At 34.2% G+C, this 26535-nt stretch carries 40 protein-coding genes and 1 pseudogene; 4 read left to right on the plus strand and 37 right to left on the minus strand.

Going from position 1 to position 26535, the window contains the following annotated elements:
- The first annotated feature begins 67 nt into the window (after positions 1-67).
- Both HMPREF3023_RS00255 and HMPREF3023_RS00260 read left to right on the plus strand, forming a co-directional pair.
- Positions 68-391, plus strand: a complete 324-nt coding sequence (locus HMPREF3023_RS00255) for a type II toxin-antitoxin system Phd/YefM family antitoxin (protein ID WP_068370120.1) — start codon at positions 68-70, stop codon at positions 389-391.
- The gene (locus HMPREF3023_RS00260) at positions 388-717 is read left to right on the plus strand and encodes a type II toxin-antitoxin system RelE family toxin (RefSeq protein ID WP_049690779.1); all 330 of its coding nucleotides are present in this window, start codon (positions 388-390) and stop codon (positions 715-717) included. The genes HMPREF3023_RS00255 and HMPREF3023_RS00260 overlap by 4 nt, the downstream gene beginning before the upstream one ends.
- Here HMPREF3023_RS00260 and HMPREF3023_RS09385 read toward each other — a convergent pair.
- The 19 genes from HMPREF3023_RS09385 to HMPREF3023_RS00350 all read right to left on the minus strand — a co-directional run bounded on the left by HMPREF3023_RS09385 (position 714) and on the right by HMPREF3023_RS00350 (position 13313).
- On the minus strand, positions 714-878 hold the full coding sequence (locus HMPREF3023_RS09385) for a hypothetical protein (RefSeq protein WP_165442734.1): 165 nt from the start codon (positions 876-878) through the stop codon (positions 714-716). The two genes, HMPREF3023_RS00260 and HMPREF3023_RS09385, sit on opposite strands and share 4 nt — an antisense overlap.
- A 17-nt stretch (positions 879-895) precedes the next feature.
- A complete protein-coding gene (locus HMPREF3023_RS00265) occupies positions 896-1252 on the minus strand; it encodes a hypothetical protein (protein ID WP_044565579.1) in 357 nt (118 codons plus the stop codon).
- 2 nt (positions 1253-1254) lie between these two features.
- Positions 1255-1851 carry a major tail protein gene (locus HMPREF3023_RS00270; RefSeq protein ID WP_019125124.1) on the minus strand — a complete coding sequence of 199 codons (597 nt, stop codon included), beginning with the start codon at positions 1849-1851 and terminating at the stop codon, positions 1255-1257.
- On the minus strand, positions 1844-2170 hold the full coding sequence (locus HMPREF3023_RS00275) for a hypothetical protein (protein ID WP_070699876.1): 327 nt from the start codon (positions 2168-2170) through the stop codon (positions 1844-1846). Before HMPREF3023_RS00275 ends, HMPREF3023_RS00270 begins: the two co-directional genes overlap by 8 nt.
- On the minus strand, positions 2167-2544 hold the full coding sequence (locus tag HMPREF3023_RS00280; RefSeq protein WP_070699877.1) for an HK97 gp10 family phage protein: 378 nt from the start codon (positions 2542-2544) through the stop codon (positions 2167-2169). Before HMPREF3023_RS00280 ends, HMPREF3023_RS00275 begins: the two co-directional genes overlap by 4 nt.
- Positions 2541-2873 carry a phage head closure protein gene (locus tag HMPREF3023_RS00285; protein ID WP_070699878.1) on the minus strand — a complete coding sequence of 111 codons (333 nt, stop codon included), beginning with the start codon at positions 2871-2873 and terminating at the stop codon, positions 2541-2543. Before HMPREF3023_RS00285 ends, HMPREF3023_RS00280 begins: the two co-directional genes overlap by 4 nt.
- Entirely contained in the window at positions 2873-3145 is a 273-nt protein-coding gene (locus tag HMPREF3023_RS00290; protein ID WP_068370105.1) for a head-tail connector protein, read from the minus strand. Before HMPREF3023_RS00290 ends, HMPREF3023_RS00285 begins: the two co-directional genes overlap by 1 nt.
- A 10-nt stretch (positions 3146-3155) precedes the next feature.
- The gene (locus HMPREF3023_RS00295) at positions 3156-4346 is read right to left on the minus strand and encodes a phage major capsid protein (RefSeq protein ID WP_070699879.1); all 1191 of its coding nucleotides are present in this window, start codon (positions 4344-4346) and stop codon (positions 3156-3158) included.
- A 2-nt stretch (positions 4347-4348) separates the two neighbouring features.
- The gene (locus tag HMPREF3023_RS00300; protein WP_070699880.1) at positions 4349-5035 is read right to left on the minus strand and encodes a head maturation protease, ClpP-related; all 687 of its coding nucleotides are present in this window, start codon (positions 5033-5035) and stop codon (positions 4349-4351) included.
- Positions 5022-6263 carry a phage portal protein gene (locus tag HMPREF3023_RS00305; RefSeq protein ID WP_070699881.1) on the minus strand — a complete coding sequence of 414 codons (1242 nt, stop codon included), beginning with the start codon at positions 6261-6263 and terminating at the stop codon, positions 5022-5024. The genes HMPREF3023_RS00300 and HMPREF3023_RS00305 overlap by 14 nt, the downstream gene beginning before the upstream one ends.
- A gap of 61 nt (positions 6264-6324) precedes the next feature.
- Positions 6325-7368, minus strand: a complete 1044-nt coding sequence (locus tag HMPREF3023_RS00310) for a Fic family protein (protein ID WP_070699882.1) — start codon at positions 7366-7368, stop codon at positions 6325-6327.
- Between the two features lie 116 nt (positions 7369-7484).
- Positions 7485-9074 (minus strand): terminase large subunit, encoded by a 1590-nt coding sequence (locus tag HMPREF3023_RS00315; protein WP_070699883.1) that lies wholly within the window; start codon positions 9072-9074, stop codon positions 7485-7487.
- A gap of 98 nt (positions 9075-9172) precedes the next feature.
- Positions 9173-9460, minus strand: coding sequence for a transcriptional regulator (locus tag HMPREF3023_RS00320; RefSeq protein WP_070699884.1), 288 nt, complete (start codon positions 9458-9460; stop codon positions 9173-9175).
- A 98-nt stretch (positions 9461-9558) separates the two neighbouring features.
- Positions 9559-9864 (minus strand): hypothetical protein, encoded by a 306-nt coding sequence (locus HMPREF3023_RS00325; RefSeq protein ID WP_049690770.1) that lies wholly within the window; start codon positions 9862-9864, stop codon positions 9559-9561.
- A gap of 87 nt (positions 9865-9951) precedes the next feature.
- Positions 9952-10176 (minus strand): DUF4314 domain-containing protein, encoded by a 225-nt coding sequence (locus HMPREF3023_RS00330; RefSeq protein ID WP_070699885.1) that lies wholly within the window; start codon positions 10174-10176, stop codon positions 9952-9954.
- A 43-nt stretch (positions 10177-10219) separates the two neighbouring features.
- On the minus strand, positions 10220-11467 hold the full coding sequence (locus tag HMPREF3023_RS00335) for a site-specific DNA-methyltransferase (protein ID WP_070699886.1): 1248 nt from the start codon (positions 11465-11467) through the stop codon (positions 10220-10222).
- Positions 11464-12246, minus strand: a complete 783-nt coding sequence (locus HMPREF3023_RS00340) for an S-adenosylmethionine synthetase N-terminal domain-containing protein (RefSeq protein WP_070699887.1) — start codon at positions 12244-12246, stop codon at positions 11464-11466. The genes HMPREF3023_RS00335 and HMPREF3023_RS00340 overlap by 4 nt, the downstream gene beginning before the upstream one ends.
- Positions 12247-12255: 9 nt before the next feature.
- Positions 12256-12828, minus strand: a complete 573-nt coding sequence (locus tag HMPREF3023_RS00345; RefSeq protein ID WP_210400898.1) for a P27 family phage terminase small subunit — start codon at positions 12826-12828, stop codon at positions 12256-12258.
- Positions 12829-12956: 128 nt separating this feature from the next.
- Complete coding sequence (locus HMPREF3023_RS00350; RefSeq protein WP_070699889.1) at positions 12957-13313, minus strand: HNH endonuclease; 357 nt, start codon at positions 13311-13313, stop codon at positions 12957-12959.
- A 189-nt stretch (positions 13314-13502) separates the two neighbouring features.
- On the opposite strand from HMPREF3023_RS00350, the gene HMPREF3023_RS00355 reads away from it, so the two are divergent.
- Together HMPREF3023_RS00355 and HMPREF3023_RS00360 are read left to right on the plus strand one after the other, a co-directional pair.
- The gene (locus tag HMPREF3023_RS00355) at positions 13503-13760 is read left to right on the plus strand and encodes an AbrB/MazE/SpoVT family DNA-binding domain-containing protein (protein WP_002834889.1); all 258 of its coding nucleotides are present in this window, start codon (positions 13503-13505) and stop codon (positions 13758-13760) included.
- A complete protein-coding gene (locus HMPREF3023_RS00360) occupies positions 13760-14026 on the plus strand; it encodes a type II toxin-antitoxin system RelE/ParE family toxin (protein ID WP_070699890.1) in 267 nt (88 codons plus the stop codon). Before HMPREF3023_RS00355 ends, HMPREF3023_RS00360 begins: the two co-directional genes overlap by 1 nt.
- Positions 14027-14102: 76 nt before the next feature.
- On the opposite strand, the gene HMPREF3023_RS00365 is transcribed toward HMPREF3023_RS00360, so the two are convergent.
- The 18 genes and pseudogenes from HMPREF3023_RS00365 to HMPREF3023_RS00445 all read right to left on the minus strand — a co-directional run.
- Positions 14103-14504, minus strand: coding sequence for a DUF1492 domain-containing protein (locus tag HMPREF3023_RS00365; protein ID WP_070699891.1), 402 nt, complete (start codon positions 14502-14504; stop codon positions 14103-14105).
- A 93-nt stretch (positions 14505-14597) separates the two neighbouring features.
- Complete coding sequence (locus HMPREF3023_RS00370; protein WP_070699892.1) at positions 14598-15944, minus strand: DEAD/DEAH box helicase; 1347 nt, start codon at positions 15942-15944, stop codon at positions 14598-14600.
- A complete protein-coding gene (locus tag HMPREF3023_RS00375; RefSeq protein WP_246829155.1) occupies positions 15945-16142 on the minus strand; it encodes a VRR-NUC domain-containing protein in 198 nt (65 codons plus the stop codon). It lies immediately after the preceding gene.
- A gap of 41 nt (positions 16143-16183) precedes the next feature.
- Complete coding sequence (locus tag HMPREF3023_RS00380) at positions 16184-16441, minus strand: sterile alpha motif-like domain-containing protein (RefSeq protein ID WP_070699893.1); 258 nt, start codon at positions 16439-16441, stop codon at positions 16184-16186.
- Between the two features lie 263 nt (positions 16442-16704).
- Positions 16705-18906 (minus strand): phage/plasmid primase, P4 family, encoded by a 2202-nt coding sequence (locus HMPREF3023_RS00385; RefSeq protein ID WP_070699894.1) that lies wholly within the window; start codon positions 18904-18906, stop codon positions 16705-16707.
- Positions 18907-19293, minus strand: coding sequence for a DUF7768 domain-containing protein (locus HMPREF3023_RS00390; RefSeq protein WP_070699895.1), 387 nt, complete (start codon positions 19291-19293; stop codon positions 18907-18909).
- Positions 19286-19486 (minus strand): hypothetical protein, encoded by a 201-nt coding sequence (locus HMPREF3023_RS00395; protein WP_070699896.1) that lies wholly within the window; start codon positions 19484-19486, stop codon positions 19286-19288. The genes HMPREF3023_RS00390 and HMPREF3023_RS00395 overlap by 8 nt, the downstream gene beginning before the upstream one ends.
- A gap of 13 nt (positions 19487-19499) precedes the next feature.
- A complete protein-coding gene (locus tag HMPREF3023_RS00400) occupies positions 19500-21431 on the minus strand; it encodes a DNA polymerase (RefSeq protein ID WP_070699897.1) in 1932 nt (643 codons plus the stop codon).
- Positions 21406-21606, minus strand: coding sequence for a hypothetical protein (locus HMPREF3023_RS00405; RefSeq protein ID WP_002834902.1), 201 nt, complete (start codon positions 21604-21606; stop codon positions 21406-21408). Before HMPREF3023_RS00405 ends, HMPREF3023_RS00400 begins: the two co-directional genes overlap by 26 nt.
- A 9-nt stretch (positions 21607-21615) precedes the next feature.
- Positions 21616-22164, minus strand: a complete 549-nt coding sequence (locus tag HMPREF3023_RS00410; protein ID WP_004835183.1) for a DUF2815 family protein — start codon at positions 22162-22164, stop codon at positions 21616-21618.
- A gap of 1 nt (position 22165) precedes the next feature.
- Entirely contained in the window at positions 22166-23278 is a 1113-nt protein-coding gene (locus HMPREF3023_RS00415) for a DUF2800 domain-containing protein (protein ID WP_070699898.1), read from the minus strand.
- The gene (locus HMPREF3023_RS00420; RefSeq protein WP_070699899.1) at positions 23278-23574 is read right to left on the minus strand and encodes a hypothetical protein; all 297 of its coding nucleotides are present in this window, start codon (positions 23572-23574) and stop codon (positions 23278-23280) included. Before HMPREF3023_RS00420 ends, HMPREF3023_RS00415 begins: the two co-directional genes overlap by 1 nt.
- Entirely contained in the window at positions 23516-23680 is a 165-nt protein-coding gene (locus tag HMPREF3023_RS09390) for a hypothetical protein (protein ID WP_168165788.1), read from the minus strand. The genes HMPREF3023_RS00420 and HMPREF3023_RS09390 overlap by 59 nt, the downstream gene beginning before the upstream one ends.
- Before the next feature lie 158 nt (positions 23681-23838).
- Complete coding sequence (locus HMPREF3023_RS00430) at positions 23839-24357, minus strand: sigma-70 family RNA polymerase sigma factor (protein WP_070699901.1); 519 nt, start codon at positions 24355-24357, stop codon at positions 23839-23841.
- Between the two features lie 334 nt (positions 24358-24691).
- Positions 24692-24856 (minus strand): hypothetical protein, encoded by a 165-nt coding sequence (locus HMPREF3023_RS09395; RefSeq protein WP_002834910.1) that lies wholly within the window; start codon positions 24854-24856, stop codon positions 24692-24694.
- A 72-nt stretch (positions 24857-24928) separates the two neighbouring features.
- On the minus strand, positions 24929-25714 hold the full coding sequence (locus tag HMPREF3023_RS00435) for an ImmA/IrrE family metallo-endopeptidase (RefSeq protein ID WP_070699902.1): 786 nt from the start codon (positions 25712-25714) through the stop codon (positions 24929-24931).
- A 2-nt stretch (positions 25715-25716) separates the two neighbouring features.
- A complete protein-coding gene (locus tag HMPREF3023_RS00440; RefSeq protein WP_010242474.1) occupies positions 25717-26088 on the minus strand; it encodes a helix-turn-helix domain-containing protein in 372 nt (123 codons plus the stop codon).
- A 245-nt stretch (positions 26089-26333) separates the two neighbouring features.
- A pseudogene (locus HMPREF3023_RS00445) lies at positions 26334-26535 on the minus strand (recombinase family protein); the annotation flags it as partial.

Below are 26535 nucleotides of genomic sequence, written 5' to 3' on the forward strand. Positions count from 1 at the left end.
TATATTTATCAGTGTTTTTATTGATGTTTTTATCGATTTCTGCTATACTTATCTTGAGGTGATAAGTATGAATTTTGTAAAAGAATTATCCAATAAGACTGTATCCATTTCTGAATTCAATCGAGGCCTAGCTGGACGTATTTTCGATGATGTCAAAGTGAACGGTTCCAAGGTCGTATTAAAGAACAACACTCCTGAGTGCATTCTTGTTTCCCCTGATGAATATACGAAACTCATTGATGAGCTCGAAGATGCAAGAGATATTATGCTTGCCAATACAAGGATGTCATCAATGGATAAATCCGATTTAATTTCTCAAGATGAATTTGAAGAAGCCTTCCATATCGATTTAAATGAAGTCTCTCCTCTTGATGAGGACGAAATCGAATGAACTATAAACTATCCTTTATAAAAGAAGCCATCCAAGACTATAAAGCCTTAGATGGATCTCAAAGAAAAATTGTCGATAAAGCACTTAAGAGGATCTTAATAAATCCTCTTCCTAATACTGAAGGTGGGTATGGCAAGCCTCTTTCTAACCTTTCTGATTCTAAGCTTGCTGGTCTTATGAAAATTAAACTTAAGAGTTCAGGTCTTAGGATCGTTTATAAATTGGAAAAATCAGATGATGAAGTTCTTGTCATTATTATCGGTGCAAGAGCCGAATCCAAAGTCTATAAAGATGCTGAAAAAAGAGTAGCTAAGCTTGAAGATTAGAACTTATCATAATCTTCTTGCGTAGCTACTTCTTTGTATTTATATTCATCGTTATTCTTTTCTGTAAACATATCATTTACAAGTCCAATTGTTAGTAAAGATAAATCAGAAACAGAAAGACCAAGTTCCACTGCCCTTAGTAAAAACAAGGGTGTAGTCATTGGTCTTTCTGTTGGTCTTACTTTTTTTTAGGAACTTCTTCCGATTTTATATTAAGTCCCCACAACTCAATTAGCTGAGGTAGAATTTGGTAAATTGAAAAGGTTGAGAAATTATCTAACCATTCTTCTGGACTATCAGGAACAGATTTGTCTCCATGCTTTGCCATTACATAGGCTATATTTTCAAATAGTTCTAATGAACCTATATCAAGGTTAGATTTATCTTCATCATTTTTCTTCATGGACTTTTCTAATTCCATCAAGTCTTTGAAGATATCTCTTCCAAATTTAAGTCTATAGATTCTTGGGATAGCTGCTGATGCACGGAAAACAACATCTTTCCCATCAATTTGAATTTTCTTGGTTAGTGCCATATTTATTTACCTCCAACACTTGCTCTTGAAGGTGTTACTGTCGTTTCTGTTGGCATATAGACTGACTTATACCAACCATCGTAAGTTTCCTTCGTAGTTTCTTCACCTGTTCTAGCCTTTACATTTCCATTTGGAAGTGGTCTTGCTTGGATAGATAAGGTTTCTGGTTGAACTTCTCTTGATTCTTCATTAGTTTCTCCTTCGAGAGTAGGTCTTGCTGCTGAACAGTTATACATAACGTGACGGATTTTCTTTTGGTCTCCATCAAACTCAAATAACAGTGCAAAGTTTGCAGTTTCAGAGTTTGAAGACTCAATTAGAACTTTATTGGAGTCTGATTTTTCCATCAAAACATCAGTCCTAAAGGATTCTGGAATAAGAGCGATTTCCAAATCTCCGTCATATCCCATATTGTTTGAAATAGTGTAGTATTCAATTCCATCTGCATAAAAGCTTTCAGGCTCTCCATTTGGATCTAGTGAAATTGAAACAGCACCAGGCATTGGCACTGGTGTTTTATATTTAATAACGCCCTCTTCGACTTTATCAAAGAGAGCGTAGTGTACATTACAAATATTAAATTTAACTTTATTAGCCATTTTTTACCTCCATAGTAAATTCATAGAGAACTTCATAAAGTCTTTCTGATTCAATCCAAACTTCAGATTTTTCATAATAGATTTTTTCTCTATCAAGTATCTCTTCTATCTTTTCTTCTAATTTTAAATCTTTTTTATCGGTGTATAGTTCTAAGTCTATCTGGGTGTTTTTATAAAAGACTACTCCATCTGCACCAAAGTGTTTATTCTTTGGAAATAGATAAACCATAAATGGTGGGTCTGGACTTTCTCCTTCAGCAAAGTGCGAGTATGCAAAAGGAAGTCCAATCTCGTTAATTATTTTCATTAACTTTTTCATTCTCTTAACTTCCTCATAATATTTTCTTCCAATTCTCTGATTCCTTTCTCCTCAGCTGGTCCAATATGTGGTTTAGCAGAAACTCTTCCTCCTTGTCTTAGAACATGTCCTTTTTCAAGTAGATGAGCAAGCTGGTATCTATTTCTTGAGTGAACTACAAGTTCTATTGAGTTTGAAGTTTCTTTCATAGTTTTTACAGACCAAGACTTAGAATATTTATTTGTTTCTCCTACAGGTGCATTTTCTTGTATGTCTTTTCTTATATTCCTACCAGCTTTTTTTACTTCCTTTTTGACTTCATCTGTTGCCATATCAGAATATTCTTCTAAGCCTTTCATTATTTCACTGGCGAGGTTTTCAATTTTTACATTCATCTACTCACCTTCCTACACCTAAACTTTATAAATCTGTTTTTATAGTTCATAAAGTCAATTGAGATGATATTGTACATTTCATCTTCAAATAGAATTCTGTACTCTGAAGTATTAATATTCTTTAACCTATTTTGAAATCTTACAGTAAAAGAAATATCTGACCTGTCTACTTCCATTCCTAAAAAAACCTCTTCGCCTTTACCTTGAAATGATATATATGAACTTGTTGATAGATAATCAGACCATATTGATCTATGGTTACCTATCTCATCAACTTCCACAGCTTTATTTTGAAAGGTTATTTTTCTATTTAAATCCGATATTTTCATTAGAACTCAGCCTTTCTCATTCCAAATAATAATGCCCTTAGAGTTAAGTTTAGTTCAGAATAATCTGCCTCTTCTCTATGCTCATAAAGATAAGCAGTCATATAGAGGACGGCTATCTTTCCATTTGGATTTTTAGAAAGATCTTCTTCACTATCAACCCTGGCTACATCCATGGAGTGCTTTATTGATGATTGGATGAGAGAATTAATCATCTCATCCTCATCATCAAAATCCACCCTTAAATAGGACTTTGCCTCTTCAAGAGTAATCATAATTTACTCCTTAGGCAGTAGCACCGATTTTTAATAGTTTAACTGCTTCTCTTAAAACTAAGATGCCATCTACTCTTTCTTTTCCTAAGAAACCAACCATACCATTTCCAGCAAATAGTTCCTTTAAGTCTTGGAAAGACCTATTTCCCCTATCTCCAATCTTGTAATATGAAAAATCGCCAAAGGCTACTGCAAGTTTTCCTTTATCAGCTTTTGGAGCAAAGGCAGATGTGTAGGCAGGATATCCTAAAAGTCTATCTGGTTCTCCATCTTTAAGTGATGGTTGCCAAATATATGCACCATTAACATCTTTAAGCTTTCTAATTTGAGCAACTGTTGCATCATTTAAAATGAATGCCGCTTTCTTCCTATAAGGTCTGTCTAATGAGTAAACTAAATCAATTAGTTCGTCTGCGGTAATTGTTTGAGCCTTTGTTGTCACACCAAGTTCTCCACCCTTTTTAGAGTCAAAAATTCCTGTAGGTTTATTTACTCCATCGCCATTTAAGAAAGCATCTTCTTCAGCATTTGCTAGTGCTCTAGTAAATTCTTCAGTGATGTATTTTTCTAGATTAAAGGCTGCATCATAGAGAAGTTCTTCAGTTACTTTAATACCAACATGAAGTTTGTGTGCATCAAGAGATACTTGGTCGAATGTACCATCTCCAAAGGTAAGTTGACCACCTTCTTCTACCCATAGAGCAGCAGGCTTTGTAGCTGCAATATTAATTTTATGAAGTCCAGAAGTTTGAACTTTTGTAGCTAGTTTTCTTACAATATTTTCATCTTCAAGACCATTTACAATATCTGTTTCCATTTCTTCTGGAACTAAATATCCACCACTTTCATCTGTTCCTACTTTTAATTCATTAGAAATATCTCTAAAGTTAGTTCTTAATGCTTTCATCATAGATTTCTTATAGACATTTCTTGCTCTCATAGGCTTTTCTTCTTCATTAAATGTAGCAGGTTCACTTGTTAATGCTTGAGTTGTAGGTTTTTCTAAGGATTTATCCATTTCTTCTTCCCTCTTCTTTCTTTCAATTTCACGAGTATAATTCTCGATAGTTCTTTCCATCTCTTCATAAGTCTTGAAGTCTTCATCAGACATTAGACCCTTTTCATCTTTCTTAGATTCAGCAAATGCTTTTGCCTCATCCCAAGCCCTAGTTCTCTTTTCTAAAAGTTCTTTTAAATTCATAATTACCTCCAAGTATTTTTAATTTTGTTTAATCTTTCTTCTACTTCGCTCATTGAATGAGTCTTTACATCTTTATTTATCTTTGTTAAGAGTGAATTTGTGACTGCTCGTCTTGAAAAGACCATGTTCGTAACTTTTTCATCTTTTCTTTTGTCAGTGAGAGTTCCGTCACAAAAGCCCATCTCAATAGCCTTGTTCTTATCAAACCAAGTCTCTCCATCCATTAGATTAGAAATCTCTTCTCTAGATAAATCCGTCTTAATCTCATAGGCATTGATGATTGATTCCTTAACTTCCTTTAACATATCCATGGCTTTTTGCATTTCTTTTGAGTCACCAATAGCTACAGTTAAAGGGTTGTGAATCATCATTAATGATGTTGGACTCATCAATACTTCAGTTCCTGCCATGGCAATAACCGATGCTGCTGATGCTGCAAGTCCATCAATCTTTATGGTCACATTTCCCTTGTGCTCTAAAAGCATGGTGTAAATTCTCGATGCAGCTATACAATCTCCACCAGGGGAGTTGATCCACACAGTTATGTCTCCACTTTTATTTTTTAATTCTTCAAAAAAGAGCCTTGGTGTGATTTCATCATCAAACCAAGACTCTTCTGCTATAACTCCATCTATATAGAGTTCATTTGAATCCTTTTTCCAATTCCAAAATATTTTATTGTTCTTCATTAGGACTTATCTCTTCTCCTTTCTGCTGATAAAAACTACCTGCTTTATCAAGCGGTAGCATATTTCCATTTACAAGGTATAGGTCACCACCTTCTTCAGCCGATATCCTATCTAGGTTTTCTAATTCTCTTATGTCATTTGCACTCATCCACCCATTCTGTCTTCCGACAGCATATCCATTCATTCTTGATTCATAGTCTCCTCTTAGAAGTCCATCAAGATTAAATTTAATAAAGTAGGATTCCTTTTCTTTCTTTGTTAGTAGTGCTCTTTCTAAAGATTGCTCCCAACGAACAATCCAAGGATCGAGGGTGTATTTAACAAATTCAAGTGACTGCTGTTCTATATTTGAAAATGACGACTTCTCCAAGTCACCAATCATATGAGGTGGTATTCTGAATATTCTTGCTATCTCATTTAACTGAAACTTTCTAGTTTCCAAAAACTGGGCCTCACTTGGTGCTATAGCTATGGGTTGGTATTTCATTCCTTCTTCAAGTACAGCCACTTTGTTGGCGTTTTTAGGCCCCTGAAAGGCTGCATTCCACGACGCTCTAACTCTTTCTGGGTCTTTAATAATACCTGGATGCTCTAAAACTCCACCTGGTTGTGCGCCATTTTGAAAGAATGACGCTCCATAATCTTCACAAGCCATAGCCATACCAATGGCATTTTTAGCCATGGTTATTGGTGAGTATCCTATAAGACCATCAAAACCAAGTCCAGGTATATGAAGGACATCTTCTTTTAAAAGATAAACTTCTTCTGATTTGTGATTGTATTTATAGAAGATTTCTCCATCTTCACTTCTCATTACAGTCATCTTGTTTGGCATTAGTGGATAGAGGCCAATAACCTCATTTCTTCCATTACGAATTATCTGAGCATAGGCATTACCCCAAAGTAATAGATGGGTCATTAATGTTTCTCTAAAGACAAATGAAGTCATTTCAGTATTTGGTTCATCGTGTAAAAGAAAATATATGGCATGGTCTTTTGCTTTTTCCTTCGAATTGGAGTCTCCTCTTTTATATAAGTGGAGAGGAAGTCCTGCTAATGTTTCAGCAAGAACTCTCACACATGAATAAACTGCTGTCATTTGCATGGCAGTAAATTCGTTGACATTTCTTCCTACTGTTGTTCTCCCAAATAAAAAAGACGATGAAGATATCCTCTCCCCGTCTTTAGGTTTGTCTCTCGACTTGAATATTAAATTTAAAATGTTTATATTACCACCTCCTTAAAAGTAGGTATGAAAAAAGCACCTACTTTTGTAGATGCTAATAGCTTTAAAATTTAATATACTTAGTTGCTCTACCGCTACCTAATTGTTTAATTAAGCCACTGTCTTTTAATTCTTTTAATGCTCTTTCTATAGTTCTTTGAGAAATGTCTGGGCAAAGTACTACTATATCTGATTTAGATAATGGTTCTAAGGAATTATCAAATATCTTCATCACTCTATCTGAAGAAGTTATAGATTTTTCTGCTATTAGTTTAAATCTTTCATCACACTGGCTATATGCTTTGTAGATGACCGAAAGCATATATCTTATAAATGGTAATTCATCACTCGTACCGTCATGCCAATCTTCACTTGAAGCTTGCAATTCTTCATAGTAAATATCTTTTGTCTCTTCAATAATCATTTCTAGTGAAATATATTTTCCTACAAAAAATCCATTTTTATAGAGTAGTAGCAGAGTTAATAGCCTTGACATTCTACCATTTCCATCAGCGAATGGATGGATACATAAAAAATCATGAATCACAGTTGGTATTAGAAGTAATGGCGGGATTTCTAAACTAACAGCTTCATTATAAGCCTCAATCATTCTATCAATATATATTTCTGTTTCAAAAGCTGATACAGGCTGAAATCTTACTTTTTTCTGACCAAGGGAATTTACTTCAACGATGCTATTATCCATTGTTTTAAATTTTCCTTTATGGCTTTCCCCTGAATAAGAATAAAGCCTATTGTGTAGGGTCAAAATATTGTTTTTTGTGAATTCTATATTGTCATAGTTTTCATGAATGATATCTAAAACTTCTCTGTAACCATATATTTCTTCTTCATTTCTATTCTTAGGTTCACTTTTTTTATTCATCAACTCTTCTAGTCTGGTATCATTTGTTGAAATACCTTCTATTGCATTAGATGATTTAGTGGACTGAATTTTTGCAACCTCTATCATTTTATCGAGAACATCGGAAAAATTAGCTACGTATAGCTCCTGTTTTCCTTTATATTCATAGATCTTTGATATTAAATCATACATTTTTGCAGGTATATTTAAATTTAAAAGCTTTGAATAATTAAATTCTCTCATGTTCTATCACCACCTTCCTCGCCATTATATCGTATATGGCGTATATAAATCAATGCTGGCGAGATTAATTTCGCCATTTTAATAAATTTGGCTATGATAAATCAAAAATAGCGAGATTAAAAAACAATCAATCCCCTATCATCATAAACTGATTCACTTGTATCATTTCCACATCTTATCGCTCTATCAAGGGCCATGATTGTAGCAATTACTCCATCTATCTTTTCTGTAGATTTTTCCTTATCTGCTTTTATATTTCCAGCAGGGTCAGTTCGTATAAAAATATTATCCATCATCCACCTTAGAACTGGATGACCCCCATGGGCTATTCTTCTTTCGAGAGTTAGTTTCATTAATTCTTTTGTTGGCGGAGACATGTCTTTAAATCCTTGACCAAAAGGAACGACTGTAAATCCCATGCCTTCTAAGTTTTGGACCATCTGAACTGCTCCCCATCTGTCAAAGGCAATTTCTCTAATGTTATATATCTCACCTAAGTCCTCTATAAATTTTTCTATAAAGCCATAGTGGACTACATTGCCTTCTGTTGTCATAATATAGCCTTGTTTTTTCCATAGGTCATAGTTCACATGATCTCTTTTTACTCTTATATCAAGATTATCTTCTGGCAACCAAAAGTAAGGAATGATTTGATATTTATCATCTTCATCTATTGGAGGAAAGACTAAAACAAAGGCTGTAATATCCGTTGTAGATGATAGGTCAAGTCCACCATAGCAAACTCTACCTTTTAATTCTTCTTCATTAATAGCAAAATTACATAGGTCCCATTTTTCCATAGGCATCCACCTAATTGTTTGCTTGACCCATTGGTTAAGCCTTAGTTGCCTAAAGGCATTTTCTTCAGTTGGATTTTGCTTAGCCGATTCACAAGCTTGTCTTACTTTTTCTATTGGTACAGTTATTCCAAGAGAAGGGTTCGCCTTATGCCATACTTTTTCATCAGTCCAATCATCTTCTCTATCTGCTCCATAAATCACGGGATAAAAAGTTGGATCAGTTTTTCTTCCTTCAAGTATGTCGACTGCTTTTTGATGTGTTTCGTAGCAGATTGATTTTGTATCTGTTCCAGCAGTTGTTATGAGAAAATATAGGGGTTGGGTTCTTGCATCACCAGAGCCTTTTGTCATTACATCAAATAACTTTCTATTAGGCTGAGTATGAAGTTCGTCAAAGACGACACCATGAATATTAAATCCGTGTTTGGAATAAGCCTCTGCAGATAAAACTTGATAGAAAGAATTAGTCGGCTTATATATCATTCTCTTTTGAGATGCTAGAATCTTTACTCTCTTAGAAAGTGCTGGAGACATTCTTACCATATCAGCTGCAACATCAAAGACAATGGTTGCTTGTTGTCTATCGGCAGCACATCCATAAACTTCTGCTCTTTCTTCTCCATCGCCACAAGTAAGGAGGAGTGCTACAGCAGCTGCAAGTTCAGACTTTCCCATCTTCTTTGGTATTTCAATATATGCAGTATTGAATTGTCTATATCCCGTATCTTTTACAATTCCAAATAAGTCTCTTATGATTTCTTCTTGCCAGTCAATAAGCTTGAAATCTTTACCTGCCCATCTACCCTTTGTATGCTTCAGACATTCTATAAAGGTGACGGCATAGTCTGCTTTGTTTTTATCATAACGTGAGCTTTCAAGCATAAATCTAGTTGGTTTATATTTCATTTGACCTCCTTCCTTGAAAAATAGGCATAAAAAATAGCCACCTGATTGTGACTTCTACTACGACAAATAGAGCCTAAACTCTATTTGGAATTTTATTTTTATCTTTGTCTTGCTGTGTTTAATTCTTTGTAAGATTTTTTAAGTTCTCTTTCTAGTGTTTCTGATTCTGCAAAAAGTTGAAATTCTTCTTCATTTAGGTTTCCTTGTGACTCTTTCCAAAGTTCTTCATGAAGTTGATCTGCACATTTCTTTGCTGTTCCTGCTATATCTAAAAGGTTAATGGCTGCTCCAATCTTGCCTTCTTTTGATTTTTTTATTGAGTTTTCTGCGTATCTTTTGCAAGCTTTGACTTCTGTTTCTAATCTTTCTAAAAGGTCTTTTTTCATGGTTTTACTCTCCTTTGCTTTTGTTGTACACATATTCCCGTATAGGAGAGTATTAGTCAAGTCTTTTATGCCTATAAATCGGCTATTTTTCAATCTTTTTAAAGATTATCTATAAAGTCGTCAAACCACTTTGCTCCAATCTCAAGCCTTATCATTGGAAGTCTTCCAAGCTTATTGTATTTTAAACTTACTATTCTTAAATCTTCAGGAAGGTTAGTTTCGTAAAATTCGTTAATTGTTTTTCCCATTGTGATGTAAATAGTGTCATCTTCAAGGTAGTCTTTTAAATAATCTTGGAAAGCTAAGTCTCCATTTTCTCCTTCATAAAGTCCAAGCATTGTAATTGCTGAAGAGCCGATTAACTCATTTAAATCTTCCTGTGTTTTCATGTATTTGTATGCCATATTTTTCTCCTTATCTTTTTTTGTATGTACATATAACCGTACTGTCAAAAATAAGTCAAGTTAATTAAGGGATATAATGGCTATATTTCAACCTTTACTCGATATTTTTTCTATTCTATCCACTCTGAAAATTACATTTAATGTTGAGCCATTATCCCATTTTACTAGGATTGATCCAATGGCATCCACCCCATAAACTGTGCCTAAAGTTCCAGCTGGAGGTGCTTGGTCATCTTTCATTTGGATTAGTTTTACTCTTGTACCTACAGAATAAGTTTCTTTTAATTTTTGTATGATTTCCCTTGAAATCATCTAATCACCTCATAAACATACATCACTCAAATACTGATTTATATCAAGTCAGATTAATAACATCTTTATACTTATACTCTTTGCCATCCCTTAATAAGTTTATCTCCTCATCACTACCTACTAAATTCAAATATCTTTTAACTGCTACATCAACAAATTTTGGCTCTATCTCTATTCCATAGCAGATTCGATTAAGTTCTTCACAGGCAATCAGAGTCGATGCACTTCCTAAAAATCCATCAAGGACTAAGCCATTCGTTTGTGTAGATTGTTTAATTAGGTAGGCAATGAGAGGTACTGGTTTTGATGATGGATGACCACATCCTTCTTTTTCTGAATCTTTAATTCCATCGAATTCAAAGACTGCTGTTTGTTTTTGATCTCCATACCAGTTATGCTTTCCATCTTTTCTCCAACCAAAAATAATAGGCTCCATATTAAATTTCCAATCTGTCCTCATAAAAGGAGCTCTAGGCTTTTTCCAAATAAGTCCTGCACCAACTTTAAAACCTGCATCTTCAAAGGCATCATAGAATACTCTCGCTTTCATTGTTGCATAGAATTCATAAATAGATGCATCTTTGGCCATTGCCTCTTTAAAATTTGTGAAGACCTTCATTAAAAATTCATAGGCTTCCTCATCATTAAGATTGTCATTTTTGATTGTTCCCGATTTGTTTTTCAAATCTACAAAATAGGGTGCATCGGTACAGACCAGATTGACCTTTGTATCATTTAGCAGCTTTTCAAAAGTCTCCCATTGAGTAGAATCACCGCAAATAACTTTATGACTACCTAAAGTCCAAATATCTCCAGTCTTTGAAAAAGTAGGTTTTTTTAGTTCTTCTTCAACATCAAAGTCATCATCTTCAGCCTCTACACCAAGGTCAAAAAGACTTGATAACTCATCTGGTGAAAAACCAGTAAGTTCTACATTAAAACCATAATCTTCTAGAGATTCAATTTCTACTCTTAGTAGTTCTTCATCCCAACCAGCATCAAGAGCCATTCTGTTATCAGCTAAGATATAGGCTTTCTTCTGCGCCTCATTTAAATGGTCTGCAAAGACACAAGGTACTTCTTTTATCCCTTCTTCCTTTGCCGCCATAATTCTTCCATGACCAGCAATCACTCCGTAGTCTTTATCAATAATTACAGGATTGATGAAACCAAACTCTCGAATTGATGAGCGTAGTTTATTAATCTGATCTTGTGAGTGAGTTCTTGCATTATTTACATAGGGTACAAGTTTTTCAATATCAACTAATTTCATTTCTTTGGTTGTAATCATATAAGCCCCCACTTAGCAAATTCTTCAAAACCACCAATAGAGTTAATGTAGTTTCTAGCAATTTCTACAATTTCAGAATATGGTCTACCATCAACAGTTTCATCCCCGATTGCACAGGATAATTCAATTTCTCTATTTTCTTCTTGTGTCTTTAGGTGGACATAAATATTAACCGATACATCAGCCTTGGATAGGTCTTTACCATGAAGACCCCCACCAGTTACTGCTCGTCCCATATCAGAACCGAGTTTTCTATTAGTTGCTCCAGTATCAACATTGTACCCCCCAGTCCAATCCCCCAATGGATTTACAATTGCTCTTGGATAAATTGATTTTAAGATTTCTGTAGATACATTTGACTGACAAATAATAAGTTTATCCCCATCGAGGATGTATTTCCCATCGTAGGGATAATTAGAATAGATTTCACGAGCAATTAAAGATAATTTATTTTCTTCATCTGATGTGGGTACTCCCTTAAAGATTCCATTATCCCCACATCTAATCTTTTCTTTTTGATTGTTCGATAAGTGAATGTCTTGCTCTACAGTTTTTATATTGGCTTTTACTTCTCCTGCTATTCTATTAATAGCTGATTTGATTTCTTCAACATCTAACTTGCAGTCCGTTTCAATAATCACATGACAATCACCATGACCAAGCAAAACCTCAACTGCAATTTTAGGGTTCTCCTTTTCTTTATATGCTAAATCTACAATTGCACCTGCAATACAATCTGCCTGTTTGTCAGGGTGCTTTGGATTTACTTTTTCAAACATTTAATCACCTTACTTTCTACTCCTTAGTAATTTTTCCATCATATCTTCTCCATAATCTTCATATACTTCCGTGCAGTTTTCTTTCACTATGTCATAAATTTCATACCATAAAAGGTTGGCTGTCTTTTGAAACTGACTAGACATCTGTACAAATGGAGATGCAATAACTCCTCCCGTAGTAGGATGCTTTCCTAAAAGTCCAAATTGACTTATTGCCTCTTCACATTGAATGTATCTTGCAAAAGCCTGGGAGTAGGATTCTAATAATCTTGGATTTACTAAGTTTTCACAGTTTCTCTGTTTTAACCAACTCCAAGTCTCTTTATATATTTCATCTGCACCTAATGGTATGCCATTCTTTTGTTTTGCAGATAGATAGTCACTAGGTGTTGGCATATCTGCTCCATCAAGGACTGCTCCGTCTGGTAAGTCAACAGCATCTATTTCTTCTGGCGTGAATGTTGGAATATCATTCATTAGTATTTCTACTTTTTTACCTTTTTCTATTTTTTCAGCAGCAGGCTGTGGTTTCCCTCCTGCTTTTACTCTTCTTCCACCTCTGTATGTTCCGTCTTTAGCGATACTATCACCTCCTAGTTTATTATCTTCTTTAATAGGGCCTTTGAACCCGTTTTTTTGTGTGTGAGAGGGCGGCACCGTTGGTAGGGAAATCAGTCGTGGAGATTTTACATCCCCCTCCCCACGGAAAACTATCCTCCAAAACTATCTCCACTCTTTGCATGAATCTTTGAGTGACAAGATTTACAAAGACTCATAAGATTGTCTTCGTCATTAGTTCCACCACGAGAAAGAGGAAGTATGTGATGTACTTCCTCTACCCTTGTCATTCTATTTTCTTTTAAACACATCTCACAAAGTGGATGTTCTGCTACATATCTTTTTCTAATAACTCCCCATGCTTTTCCATAACGCTTATGAGTTTTAGGATCTCTTTTATATTTTTCATAGTTTCTGTTGTATTCTTTCTCATGTTTCTTGCAGAATCGTCCATCAACTAATTCAGGACAACCTGGATGTGAACATGGTCTCTTAGGTTTTCTCGGCACTTTATCACTCCATAAAGAAAGCCCTGAAGATTAAATCTCCAAGGCTCTATTAATTATTCTTTTGCTATTTTAACTATACTACAACTACTTACTCTCATTCTATCAACTTTACTCTCCACTTGACTTTTTTCTCAGAAGAAAATATAATTTAGTTAGAAAGTATGAATTTCTAACTAAGGAGGTTTTGTTATGTTAGTTGAATTAAAAGCTAAATCACAAGTCACTATCCCAAAAGACATAGTAAACTCTATGGAATTAAATCAAGGCGACCAATTTGAAGTCATAGAAGATAACGGAAAAATTGTACTTGTTCCAGTTGCAATCTATCCAGAGCATGTCATAAAAAATTTAAAAGCTGAAGTAAAAGAAATTAAAGAATCTATAAAAAATGGGACTCAACCTGTTTTTGATTCTATCGACTCTCTATTTGAGGAGTTAGACAAGTAATGCCCTATAAAATTACTTATTCTAAGGCCTTTAAAAAACATTACAAAAAACTATCTGATACTGAAAAGAAACAAACGAAAAAGAAACTTAAATTTTTCGTAGAAAATCCTACTCATCCATCTTTAAGAACTAAGAAAATCCAAGGTACGGATGGAATATGGGAATCTTCTGTTAATATGGATATTCGAATTATTTGGTTCTATGAAAATAATGAATTGATATTTCTTTTAGATATTGGACACCACGATATCCTGGATAAGTTTTAAAAAAAGTATTATATTAAAAACACGAATTGAAAACGAAAGTTTTTCGGGTGATGCATTTATGCGTCACCCGATTTTTTTATACTTCTATATTTTTTAAAGCCTTACTATGCAATCTAAAAATATGCTGAATTGAGTAATTCATTTCAACTGCTATCTTTTCCCAAGATTCAAAACAAAGATATCTTTTTTCTAGAACGACTTGAAGCTCTTTATCTTCAATCTTTTTTATTGTTCTTACGATCTCTTTCTTTAAATCCACCAACTTATCTATGTCCCTATTAATTTCTTCTTGAAGGTCTATGATCTTAACAATAGTATCTTCAAGTTTTGATGATCCTCTATTAGGACTCTTAGGCATATCTGATAAGGTCGATGTAGCTTTTGTAGCTAGTGCATTTAAACTTTCAACTTGCTTCAGCTTGCTGTTAATTCTCTTGTCTAAATAAAAAGCTTGTTTTAAATATTCTTTTGCATTCATTTCTTACCTCCATAAGTTTTTGAGGTAAGTTATCCATATAACTTCTACTCTTGTATTAATCTTAGCAAATTTTGATAGTGACATTCTATGACATCAGCTCTCTAGATTTGCCTTTACTGCATCTATAAGTGCAGCTTGTGTTTTATTCTTATTTTCTAATGCCTTCATCACATCTTCATCAATAGTTCCTTTTGCTAAGATATGATGAATCACAACTGTTTCTTTCTGCCCTTGCCTATAAAGTCTGGCATTGGTTTGCTCATAAAGTTCTAAAGACCAAGTAAGAGAAAACCAAATAAGGGTTGAACCTCCAGCTTGTAGGTTAAGTCCATGGCCAGCAGATGCTGGATGGATAATGGCAACTGGAATTTTGCCTTGATTCCACTCTTTAAAGTCCCCACTTGTCTTAAGTTCTCTTACATCAAACTTGTCTTTAATTCTTTTTAAATCTGACTTATACCAATAAGCTATTAGAGTAGGTTTACCATTTGCACCCTCTATTAAATCTTCTAAAGCATCAAGCTTTCTATCATGTATATGAATCATATTTTTATCTTCATCATAAACAGAACCCGATGCCATTTGAAGTAACTTATTAGAAAGAGCTGCAGCATTAACTGCATCTATATCTTTATCCTTAATACTAACTACCAAGTCTTTTTTTAAGGTCTCGTAGATATCTCTTTCTTTATCTGATAGATTTACAAAAACTTCATTGCTTATCTTTTCTGGCATTTTTAGATAATCTTCAGCTTTCATAGAAACTGTGATATCTGATATCTTTTCATAGATTGCATCTTCAGCAAAAGGCAGTGATTTGTAGGAATATATGATTGGTCCATTTCTCTTATCTGGTTTGAAGTAGATTTCCCTGTACTGACCAATAAATCTGCCGAGTCTCTCTCCCATATCAAGTAGTCTAAACTCAGCCCACAAATCCATTAGGCCGTTAGATGATGGAGTTCCAGTAAGACCAACTATTCTTTTTACCTTTGGTCTAACTTTCATCAAAGCTTTAAACCTCTTTGACCTATGAGATTTAAAGGATGATAGTTCATCAATTACGATCATGTCGTAGTTAAATGGTAGTTCGCTCTTATTTATTAGCCAGTCTACATTTTCCCTATTGATTAAATAAATATCTGCTTGTTCTTCTAATGCTTTTATTCTTTCTTTTTCACTTCCTATTGCTACTGAATATTCTAAGATATCAAGGTGAGACCATTTTTCTATTTCTTCCTTCCAAGTGTCCCTGGCAACTCTTAGTGGTGCTATGATTAAAACTTTAGAAATTTCAAAAGAATCAAAGAGTAAATCTTTTATAGCTGATAAGCTTATAACCGTCTTGCCGAGACCCATGTCAAGTAGAAGTGCTGATTCTTGATTTTCTTTAATAAACTCAGTAGCATAGTTTTGATATTTATGTGGAGTGTATTCCAATTAGTCACCTCCGATTCTCTTTATTATTTCATCGATATTTTCTTTGGAATCAAGAACATAAACCTTAAAACCTAAGTTTTTAAATTGCCTTATTCTTTTTTTCTGGATTGGTCTTGGTTCTCCTCCAGGTCTTTTTGTTTCTACAAATCCGATCTTTCCTTTAGGTAGGAGTATTATCCTATCTGGTATTCCCGTCATTGAAGGAGATGTAAATTTAAGACAAAGACCCTTATTCTCTTTTACTCTTTTAACAAGGGCAGATTCAATCTCTTTCTCTCGCAATTTTCATACTCCTTCCACGCTTCTTCAAAAGTCGTCATACAATCATAACAAGCACCCTGGCTTTTTAAATAATTTTTAATCAATCTTTTCCAGCCCTTAAATTTCCCTGTTTTATATTTAGGAAAGTCTCTATCTTCCTTCATATCTCTTGCTAAATCTCCTCTTGGAGACTTTTCATTTAAGTGATTTTTCATCATGTAGTTATAGAAATTCATAAATCCTCCATTTTTTTAAGTGTTGTATAGTGTAGCTTTATATAAACCTTTTACACGAGAGAATAAAAATAATATATAAAAGAAAGTAGGCTATAACTATTCACACCATACAAAATGCGTATATTAAGCCATTTTACTATTAAGTCAAGTGTAAATAGTCATGTCTTTTTGTAGTTTAGTGTATACATTTTTCATTAATTAAGAAAAACTTTTTTCTCTACAATCATCTTTATTTAGCCTATAAATGCTACACTAAGATGCATTTATAAAAAGTCGTCTTCCGACTCCATTAAATCATTGATGGTTATACCGCCCCATTCAATTCCCCTATTCGTCCTTTTCTTTTCATAACCTTCTGCTATAAGGGCTCGTGAAAAATCTCTATTATTCCTAATGTATTCTCCATTTGAACCAGCCCACTCACGATAAACTTGATATAACCTTGCACTCATTTCTTTATAATTTGTTCCTTTTATGCATTTATCTGAAATAAAATGGTTTATCCAGTCATTTTCTTCTTTATATAATCTTTTTGCATCATCTACAACATTACACTTAGGATATTTAAAGCCTGCATCTATATATTCTTTTGCTCCTTCAATCATCCACTGTAGAATTGCTCCTCCTGCTTTTTCTATAAGCTTATCTATATAGTCTGTCTTAGGATTTTTAATGGCAACAGAAAATGGAGCCACCACAATTCTTCTCCAGGTTCCTCGATCATTAGAGCCCACCTTTGGTAGATGATTTGTATAGAGAATAGTAGAATGCGTTGGCGTAAATGAAAAGGGTGCATAGTATTTTCTTTCTGCTGAAATATCATCAACACTTGCTATCTGCTTTAGCATAGAACTTGACAGTCTTTGACCCTCTTCTGTTTCAGAGGCTAGAATAAATCTTTTGCCACATAACTCTGCAAGATCAACCTTCACATTCTTTGCTCTTGTTGTTAAAGACTCAGCTGGGATTTTACCTGCATAGTCTCCAAGAACGTGAGCCTCTGAATTAAAGACTGTAGACTTCCCATTTCCTCCATCTCCGTAAGCTATAAGGAGTGCTTCTTCATAAACATGACCTATTAATGTCGACCCTGCATGGAACTTCAAGAAATTAATAAACTCATCATCTCCACCAGTTACATCCCTTAAAGTATCTATCCACATATCCATATTATCCTTACTTGGAGCTAGGGCAGTCATCTTCGTACAATAGTAAGACGGGTCATGCTCTTTTATTTCACTTGTTTTTAAATCAATAACTCCAACAGGTGTATTTAAAATAAAAGCATCTGCATCAAGTTTTTCATTTTTAACTTCTAACAAAGACTTAGCTAGTTTTAATATTCCAGATACTTTTCCGTGGTCGTTCATTTTTTTAGCAAAATTGAGATAGGCTTTTGCACTATTTACTTTTAATTTTGCTTGTGCTTTTTCTTCCTTACTTCCCATCATTTCAGCATCTGCTAATTCTTGATAGGTCTCTTTAAATTCAATGCTTGCATTTTCTAGAACTTTTTTAGCAGTATCCATATAAAGACTCATTACTTTTAGTTCAGAATCTTCCCACTTCTTGCCCGTCCAATAAAGCCAGCCTTGAGATATGGTGTAGATAGCTTTATCTTTGTTGTGCTTAGTAAAGATTTCAGCCATTGCTATATCTGTAAGTTTCTCTGGCTTATATTCCTCATATCTTTCATTGTATTCTTCTGGAGGTACATAATCTTCACTTGCTGCAACCTTTTTATAGAATTTACAAGCAGACCTCCATATTTGTTCAAGTTCATCATCTAGGAGTGGTGGAGAACAAAGGCTGGCTTTTTTATCAAATAATTCTCTTGCCTCATCTGTCTTTCCATATCGAATTAGAACCCTACCAGCGAAATGATTCATAGTTGAATTTCTAGAGCCTTGCTGAATCAAGTCTTGAGAATTATCAAAGTCTTCAAAGTTATCTTTCAAAATATCAGTTATATATTTCCTTCCCCTAACTATTTCAACAGCAGGGTTCTTTACTCCAAAGAAAAACCTCGCTCCATCTAAAGCATTTCCATCAAAGAAAGTATAAGTCTCTGCCAATTTTTCTTTTAATTCTACATAGTCATCAAGATTTGTAATCTTAGGTATTGGAAAATATATGTGCATCCTTGGTCTTGCAGCTTTTCCATTCTTTTCTTTTCTATGGTTTCTGCTATAAACTATGGCAAACTTAACTCCGTCAAATATTCTCTTTAAATCATTAGCTGAAATCCAATCATCTGGATTTTCTGAATGGTCGTTGTCTATATCCATGGGAATGCATTCTGACTCTATAAAATTATCGTTGGACCTGTATGAATTTTTATACTTAGCCATTACATGGTCAAAACTCGCAGCTTTCTCAAAAGACCTAACATCTACTGCATTGACCTCATTTGGATAAACACAGTTTGACTCAACTCCTATTTGATTTGAGGTATATATTTTCAATTAGGCTACCTCCCTTATATATCGAATCTTCATTTTTCTCTTCTCAGCAACTCTTATTTCTTCAGCCATTCCAGGACTTATGTTGTCACCAAAGATCCAGACTTCTTCACATTTTCCTAAAAGGACATAATTAAAATGCATGGCAAGTCTTCTCTCACTTTCATCACTCATAAACTGTGGAAATAGTAGATGTGGTGCTATGGGAATATTTCCTTTATCCAAAGCATAGCGAGAATAAGTTCTTGCCTTAATTACATTATTTTCAACATCTCCAGAAAATGGACTACAGATATATACCAAGGGATAGTATCTCTTCTCTGCATTTTTAATTGTTTGATAAGGAGTGGGGTCCTTGCACCCACTCCTTTTGTTTAGTTCTTTATTCATAAATATCCCTCATTGTTTCACTGCAAGTATTACAGCAAACTTGAGTAGAAAATAAATTGCCATCTTCCAATACTTCAACTAAATCGACTCGAACTTCTTTTCCGCACTTTGGACAGGTGCAAAAGACATTCTCATCATTTATTTCAATGCTTATTTCCATAGAATCATTGATTTTTTCTTTCACATAAAACATGAATAAACCTCCATTAATCTTTCTTATAAAATTCACTTTCAAATCCATCTGCATCTAGGATAAGTTCTGGTGCCCAGATAGGAACTATGGACATAATCTCATTTACTTCCTCGATACTAGATGAATCGCTTTCTATAACAACTTCATCATGAATATGCATGACGATATTAAATCCTTCATTTTCAATTCTCATCATAGCCTCTGCTAAAATATCTCTGGCTATTGCTTGAACTATATTCTCTACAAATTTACCGCCGTAAGATTCTATCTTGTCCCATTTATTTCCTACTACGATTCCTTCATAAACTATTGACTCTCCACCAAATCGATTCATCCCTATTTTTGCCTTTGGATAAGCTAGTCGTCTTTTTGAAGGAAGTTCTATAAAAAGAATGCCTTTTTCATAGCTAATAACTAGGCTCTTATATTTTTCTTTAGTTCTAGTCTTTACAACTCTTTTTACGACTGAATCTATGTCCCACCAAAGACTTACTATATTTGGATTAGCCTCTCGCCAAGAATCAACTATTGATTGAAGTTCATCTTCAGATAAACCCATCTCAATTCCACCCATTGCTTTTAGAGCACCTAATGCCCCTTGATAACCACAAGCTAAAGTCGCTATCTTTCCTTTTTGTCTAAGATGACCATTAACTCCATGCTTTTCAACTGGCACTCCAAACATCCTCGATGCTGTTCTGCAATAGATATCTTCTCCATTTTTAAAGGCATCCAGTACCCATTGTTCTCCTGCAAGCCGTGCGAGGACACGGGCCTCTATTGCTGAAAAGTCTGAAATAATAAACCTGGTTCCTTCTTTTGGTATAAAGGCTGTCCTTATTAATTGGGATAAGATATCAGATGGTGAATCATATAGAATTTCCATAGTTTCATAATCTCTATTTTTTACAAGACTCCTTGCAAGGTCTAAATCCTTTAGATTGTTCCTTCTTAAATTTTGAACTTGAATAAGCCTGCCTGAATACCTTCCAGTTCTATTTGCTCCATAGAATTGGATCAGACCTCTTGCGCGATTATCTTTTCCTTTTACATTTTTCATAGCATCATATTTTCTAACTGAAGACTTAGATAATTCTTGTCTAAGTTCCAATACTTCTTTTATATCTCCCTCAGTATTTTTAAGAGCAGATTCTACATCTTTTTTAGCTAAGGAGTCTATCTCTAAGCCTTTTTTATTAAGCCATCCTTTTAGCTGTAAGGGGGAATTTGGATTTTCAAGACCAGTTAATTCTATGGCTCTGTCCATATTTTCTTCTCGTAATATTTCATCAAATTTAATAGCTGAATCGACTAAAGATTCATCAATTAAGATTCCTCTGTCATTGATGTTTTGGTCTATCCAGTAGTTTTCCCATTCTGATTGAGGCATAGGAAAGGCTGATAGTTTTTTCTTAATCGCCATTTCTGTTTCCACATCTCTTTGGTTATATTCCTTAAAGGTAGACCACTTTTTTAAATCGTGATGTGGTAGATTTCTTTTCCTCATACCATTTGCCTTAGTTGGTTTACATGGAATGGAAAAATATCTTATAAGGGCCTTGCCTTCATTCATCTTTTGCTTATCTAGCTTCAAAACCTCTCCTACTTTTTCAAGAGATAGAGGTAGACCAAGATAAGCTGACCAAATCATGGTACAATACCAGCCTTGAGGTTCTAATCTTTCTCCAAGAAATTTTGATAGACACACTCTTTCAAAGTTTGCATTGAAGGCCCACTTTTCTACACTTTCATCACTAAGAGCTGATAATATTTCTTCAGGAATAATCTCTCCACTTTCCAAATCTATGACCTTAACTTCTCCATCATCAATAGAATAGGCAAAGAGGAGGATTTCAAAATCCTCACTCTCGGCATATTTGTATACACCACTTTTGCCTAAATCAACTGAAGAATAGGTCTCAAGATCTATGGACAATTTCTTCATAGCTGTCACTAAGCTTTGTTAATTCTGCTAAATTATTTTTTCTATCTTCTTTTATTTGTTTTTCTATTTTTCTGATATCTCTATCTAGTTCTTTTAGCTGAGCTTGTAAAAATCCAAGCTTATACCATAAAAAGGACCAAATAGCTAAAACTATTGCTGTAATTAAATAGTCCATTTCTACCTCCTATGCTAAGAAATCTTCATCATCGTCCATAGCATCGAAGTCATCTGCTGCATTAGACCTATTTCCTAGAGGTTGACCATCTCTTAGTTTTTGAATATTTCCGAGGCCAACGGCCACTCCTTTATTTCCATTTACATTGTAGGCATAGAAGTTAAGAGATACCCTTGCATAAACTCCTGAGTAGACTTCACTTCTATCTAAGATTGGTTCTACGTTTCTATCCACAATTTGAGGTGCTGTCATAGAGTTGGCATTTAAGAAATATGCATCTGCATAAGCCTCATCATCTTTTTCTGTGTCACCATCTCTTAATGGAAGTTTGATTGACTTTTTATTTGGTTTCTTTCCATTAAATTTAGAAAGCCCTTCATCAATAGCAGCATCCACTGCTTTTTCAATTTTTTCGATTGTCTTTTGATCACTCTTTGGGATGATAATGGATACTGAGTATCTTTCCTTACCACCATTGATTGACTTTGGTTCCCAAACATTCGCATAGCTTAATCTAACTTCACCTGTAATTACTTTTGTTTTATTGATATTTGACATATTATTTACCTCCGAATTCTTCTTTAACATTGTCAATTTTTACTTCTTCTCGTTTGTCTCTAACGCTTACTAAGGTTAACTTTCCTTTTGGTTTTTCTAATAAGTCGGTGATATTTTCATCAAAGACTTTCTTTCCTAATAACTTGGTCATTGCTGTGATGCCAAGTAACTTTTCTTCAAAGGGATTGAATCCCAGTTCTTTTACTTTGTTAATAACTTCATCTTCATCTCGGTATTTTCTATTAGATCTACCTTCGACAAGTTTTAGGTCCTTCCACTTATGACCTTTCATCGCTCTTTCCAAAGCGTAGGCCTTAATGTCTTTGGTCCACTGTTCCAGTTCATCTAGTTTTGGTAGAATCTCTTCAATTTCTTCATCTGATAGTTCTGGTGGTAGGGTAAATTCTTCTTGTGCTAGTCTCAGATTCTCTTCTGCCCTCTTCCTACATTTATTCTTAGCTTTACAGAATATGCACCATTCTCCACAAGAGAATTCTCCTTCGCCTCTATATGCTTTCTCCGCTATCTCTCGTACGGATTCTCCCCACTCATAAAGTTCTATCTTTTTAATTTCATAAGTTGAGATATTGCATCTTCTTGGTTGATAGATGTGAAGTACTACTTTCTCGATATCATAAATTCCATCAAAGAGAGTCAATGCACCAAGTCCGTATAACATGAGTTGTGAATTATCTTTAGCATCTACTAAAACTCCCTGACCATACTTTAGATCTATTACATGAAGTTCTTTTCCTCCAACAACTACACAGTCAGCTGTTCCAAATGACTCTTTAACATAGTCTGATAGGTCAAGTCTTTCTTCCACAAAGACGGCTGGGCTTTCGTATCTACTTATAACTTCTGCTACGTATGAGGCATATCCTTCAGTTAGCTCATCCATTTCTTCATCATAAAAATCCAAGTCATCAGTAGGATTTTTGATATTCAAGCCTAATAAATTCTTTAGTTTATACTCTGCTAAGGCATGAGCCGATGTGCCTTCAAGCGCATAAGGACTAACCTCATCTGCATATTTTTGAGAAAGCCTAACGCTTGGTGGGCAGTGAATCCAACGTGAACTACTTGAGGCAGACAATATTGCGTGAGCACTCATTAGAGTTTCTCCACATCTGCTACCAAGTCTTTATATTTACTTGGATCAATTTCAGATAACTTTTTAGCCCCATACTTTTCTAAGAGTTCTCTTATTTTAGCTGTATGACCTAATCTTGATTTATCGGCTAGTATCTTTCTAACATCTTCAATCTCATATGTCTTTTCTTCTTGCTTTACCTTTTCTTCTTTAGGCAGTTCCTCATCACTTTCTAATGCTGTGAGAAGGACACCTATACTAGATGCAAGATTCTCTGCATCTTCTTTGATTTCCATTAGTAGCTTTATTCTTGACATCTTTTTCTCCTTTCTCTGGTTGCATTAATTCCTTAGCTATCTTCTTGGCAACAATTGAGATGGCTATTAAACTTTCTGCCATCTGTTCGTTTTTTACTAAGTCCACTTTGTTCCTCCTTTCATATTCCTTGGGACATTCATTAAATTTTTGAGTAAGATTTCTCCTCTCATACTCCTTGGGACAATCACTTCGATTTTGAGTAACATTTTGAGAAGAAATCTTTCCCTCATATTCCTTAGGACATCTAATTAGTTTTTGAGTAATTATTTTTTCCATGGTCTTAATTTTTCTTGAATCTTTGGTAAATGCTTATTTTTGATGTTATTAACTGTTTTTTGGGATATTCCTACTACTTCTGCGACTTCTCTTTCTTTCATTTCGTAGAGAAAAAGTAGTTTTAGAACTTTTTTATCTCTTTCAGAAAATTCACTAATGATTTCTAAGAATGCTTCTTCTAGAAGTTTGTACGTTACTATGTCCTCAGTATTTTTAACGCTAGTTACTTCAAAGTCGTATTCTTCTTCAGCAACATCAAGGGATAAGGGAAGACCATATTCTTTTGTTTCGACAAAGCCTGTTTCTAAACTTCCTGCTTGGACATAGTTTCCATTTTTCTCAGCCACTGTTTTAATTCTGTCTTTATCTTGTAGTTCTTCTAAATTCTTATAAGCTCTTTGGATTCTCTTTTTTTCTCTCCAGATTGGTTTCATATATTCTTTGTAGACTTCTTCACTAACTTCGATTTCTTTGCCATTTATTTCTAAATATCTTTTCTTTGCCATCTTTTGCCTCCTTGCAAAATCTCTAGATCCACAAGAAGGCCATCCGTAAAAACAAAAAAAGACGGCAATAGAAAACCATGATTTGGTTTTCCGACTGCCGTCTAGCGTTCTTGCGGATATCTTTTACTTATTTAAAATTTTAATTTCGCCTTTAACTACATAGGCTATGGTTGTACTTTTACCTCGTCTGATAGTTAGCTTTTTCTTGTCTTCACTAATATCACAGACTCTTTTTCCTTCTTTGTTTCTTATTTCTATAGGATCACCTCCTTAATATAAAAATAGCCAGATGAGTTTCCTTTTGAATACTCATCCGGCTATTTGATAGTTACATTTACTTCTTTGCTCGGTATGGTTTTTTCTTATTTTTGTTTGATATTTCCAGTGTTGAGATTTTCCCACAATGTGGACATTTTGCTGCTATCTCTATTTTCTCTAAAGGAATTCTTGATACATCAAAAAATCTCTTTTTACAGACTGGACATGCCATTTGTTCCATAATACCTCCTTATCTTTCCTTGTTAGCTTCTTTGCTAATTTCTTTCTTAAAAAAATATAGCTAAGCTATATTTTAAAAACTAAATTCGTTATATAGTTCTTTTGTTAATTCAAAGTCATTAGGTGCATAGCCTAATACTTTTAATCGAACTAATGCTGCTGTTTTTGATACTTGGAATTGCTCTGATACTTTCATGATGAAATCAAATAGATAAGTCTCATCCTTAATATGCTTATCATAACCTAGATAGTATAAATACTTTATAATCGCTTTTTTATTCATCAAAAGACAAGAAGCAAATGTATTCGCCTGCCATTCTATTGTATCCATAAATCCCCAGCGTTTATTTTTCTTCTTATTAACATCGCCAGTTCGACAAGCTAGCGAAGCAGGCTTTTCTTCTTCATTAAAAAAAGATAGTTGGTTTGGATCTCTATAGAATACACACGGATGGATTACTCCATGTCCACATTCATGAGCTAGGGTAAACCTTCTAAACCCTTTATCTCTTGGATTGTCTAATTGTTTATCTATTAGAATAGTATTGGCTCTATCTGTAAGGTATTCTAGTTCCCATTGTCCAGTTTCAACATTTGGCATTAGGCTTTTCATTGTTCGTATTACTTGGTCATCATTAAAGACCATCATCCCTGCATAGCATCCGTTATGAGATAAGTAGGCATACTCAACATTAAACCCTAAATCAAATTCTGCTAGTCCTTCAATATCTACTGCTTCAAAATTCTCTATTGCAGAAGGACAATATTTATTGAGAATATTCTCGGTCAGTGATTCAATTTGATCTAAAGTGATAAATGGAGCACCTGTACTTGATTTGTTGAAGTTATATTGATACATGCCTACCTCTCTTTTTCAATTTCTTCAATGAATTTTATCCACTCTTCTTCTTTAACATCTAAGTCTCTAGCCTTTCTCAAAGCTACGCTTAAGCCTTTAGTCTTTAAAATATATTCTGGCAAATCAGGTGCCACCGTATTTCTTTGCTTTCCAGCTAAATCCATCATAATGGATGATTCTTCTTCATCTAAGTTTAATATTTTAGCAATTTGGTTCAACCTCTCTAAGTCAAAAGAATCTCTTTTTCCTTTCTCTACATCACTTAGATACGGTGAGGAAATATTAAGCCTGTCCGCCATATCCTTTAAGGTGATTCTTAAATCCTTTCTCTTCTGAGAAATAAAATTCCCAAAAGTCAGTTCGTGATTGTTCATGATTACCTCCTATTACTTTATTAGCTAATCTGCTAACTTGTTTATATTTTACAGCTTATTAATTGATGTGTCAAGTCCTAATATCTATTCTGTTCACTCTCCCTATAAATATCTATCCTGTCTACACACCCCTACGATTTTTACTATTAATATGTTCCCGCAAGGTATTTTCCAAATAGAAAAATGGCTTATAAGATTTCTTCTAAAATCCTAAAAGCCATTGATTTCAACAGTCTTATAACCTCTTATCTTATTTTCTTGCCATCAATACTACAGTCTCCACATGCATTGTCTTTTGCTTGGGAACATAATTTTTTATCCTCGTCATTCTTGTAGGAGCACAATTTATCAATATCATTGTCTTTTGCATTTTTTCTTTTATCTTTGAAATCATTAGAATCTTGACTATCTTTATCTCCTGTTTTGAAATAGAATGTTAAGTCATAA

Origin of the sequence: Peptoniphilus sp. HMSC075B08, from assembly GCF_001815405.1 — a bacterium.
Classification (GTDB): Bacteria; Bacillota; Clostridia; order Tissierellales; family Peptoniphilaceae; genus Peptoniphilus_A; species Peptoniphilus_A harei.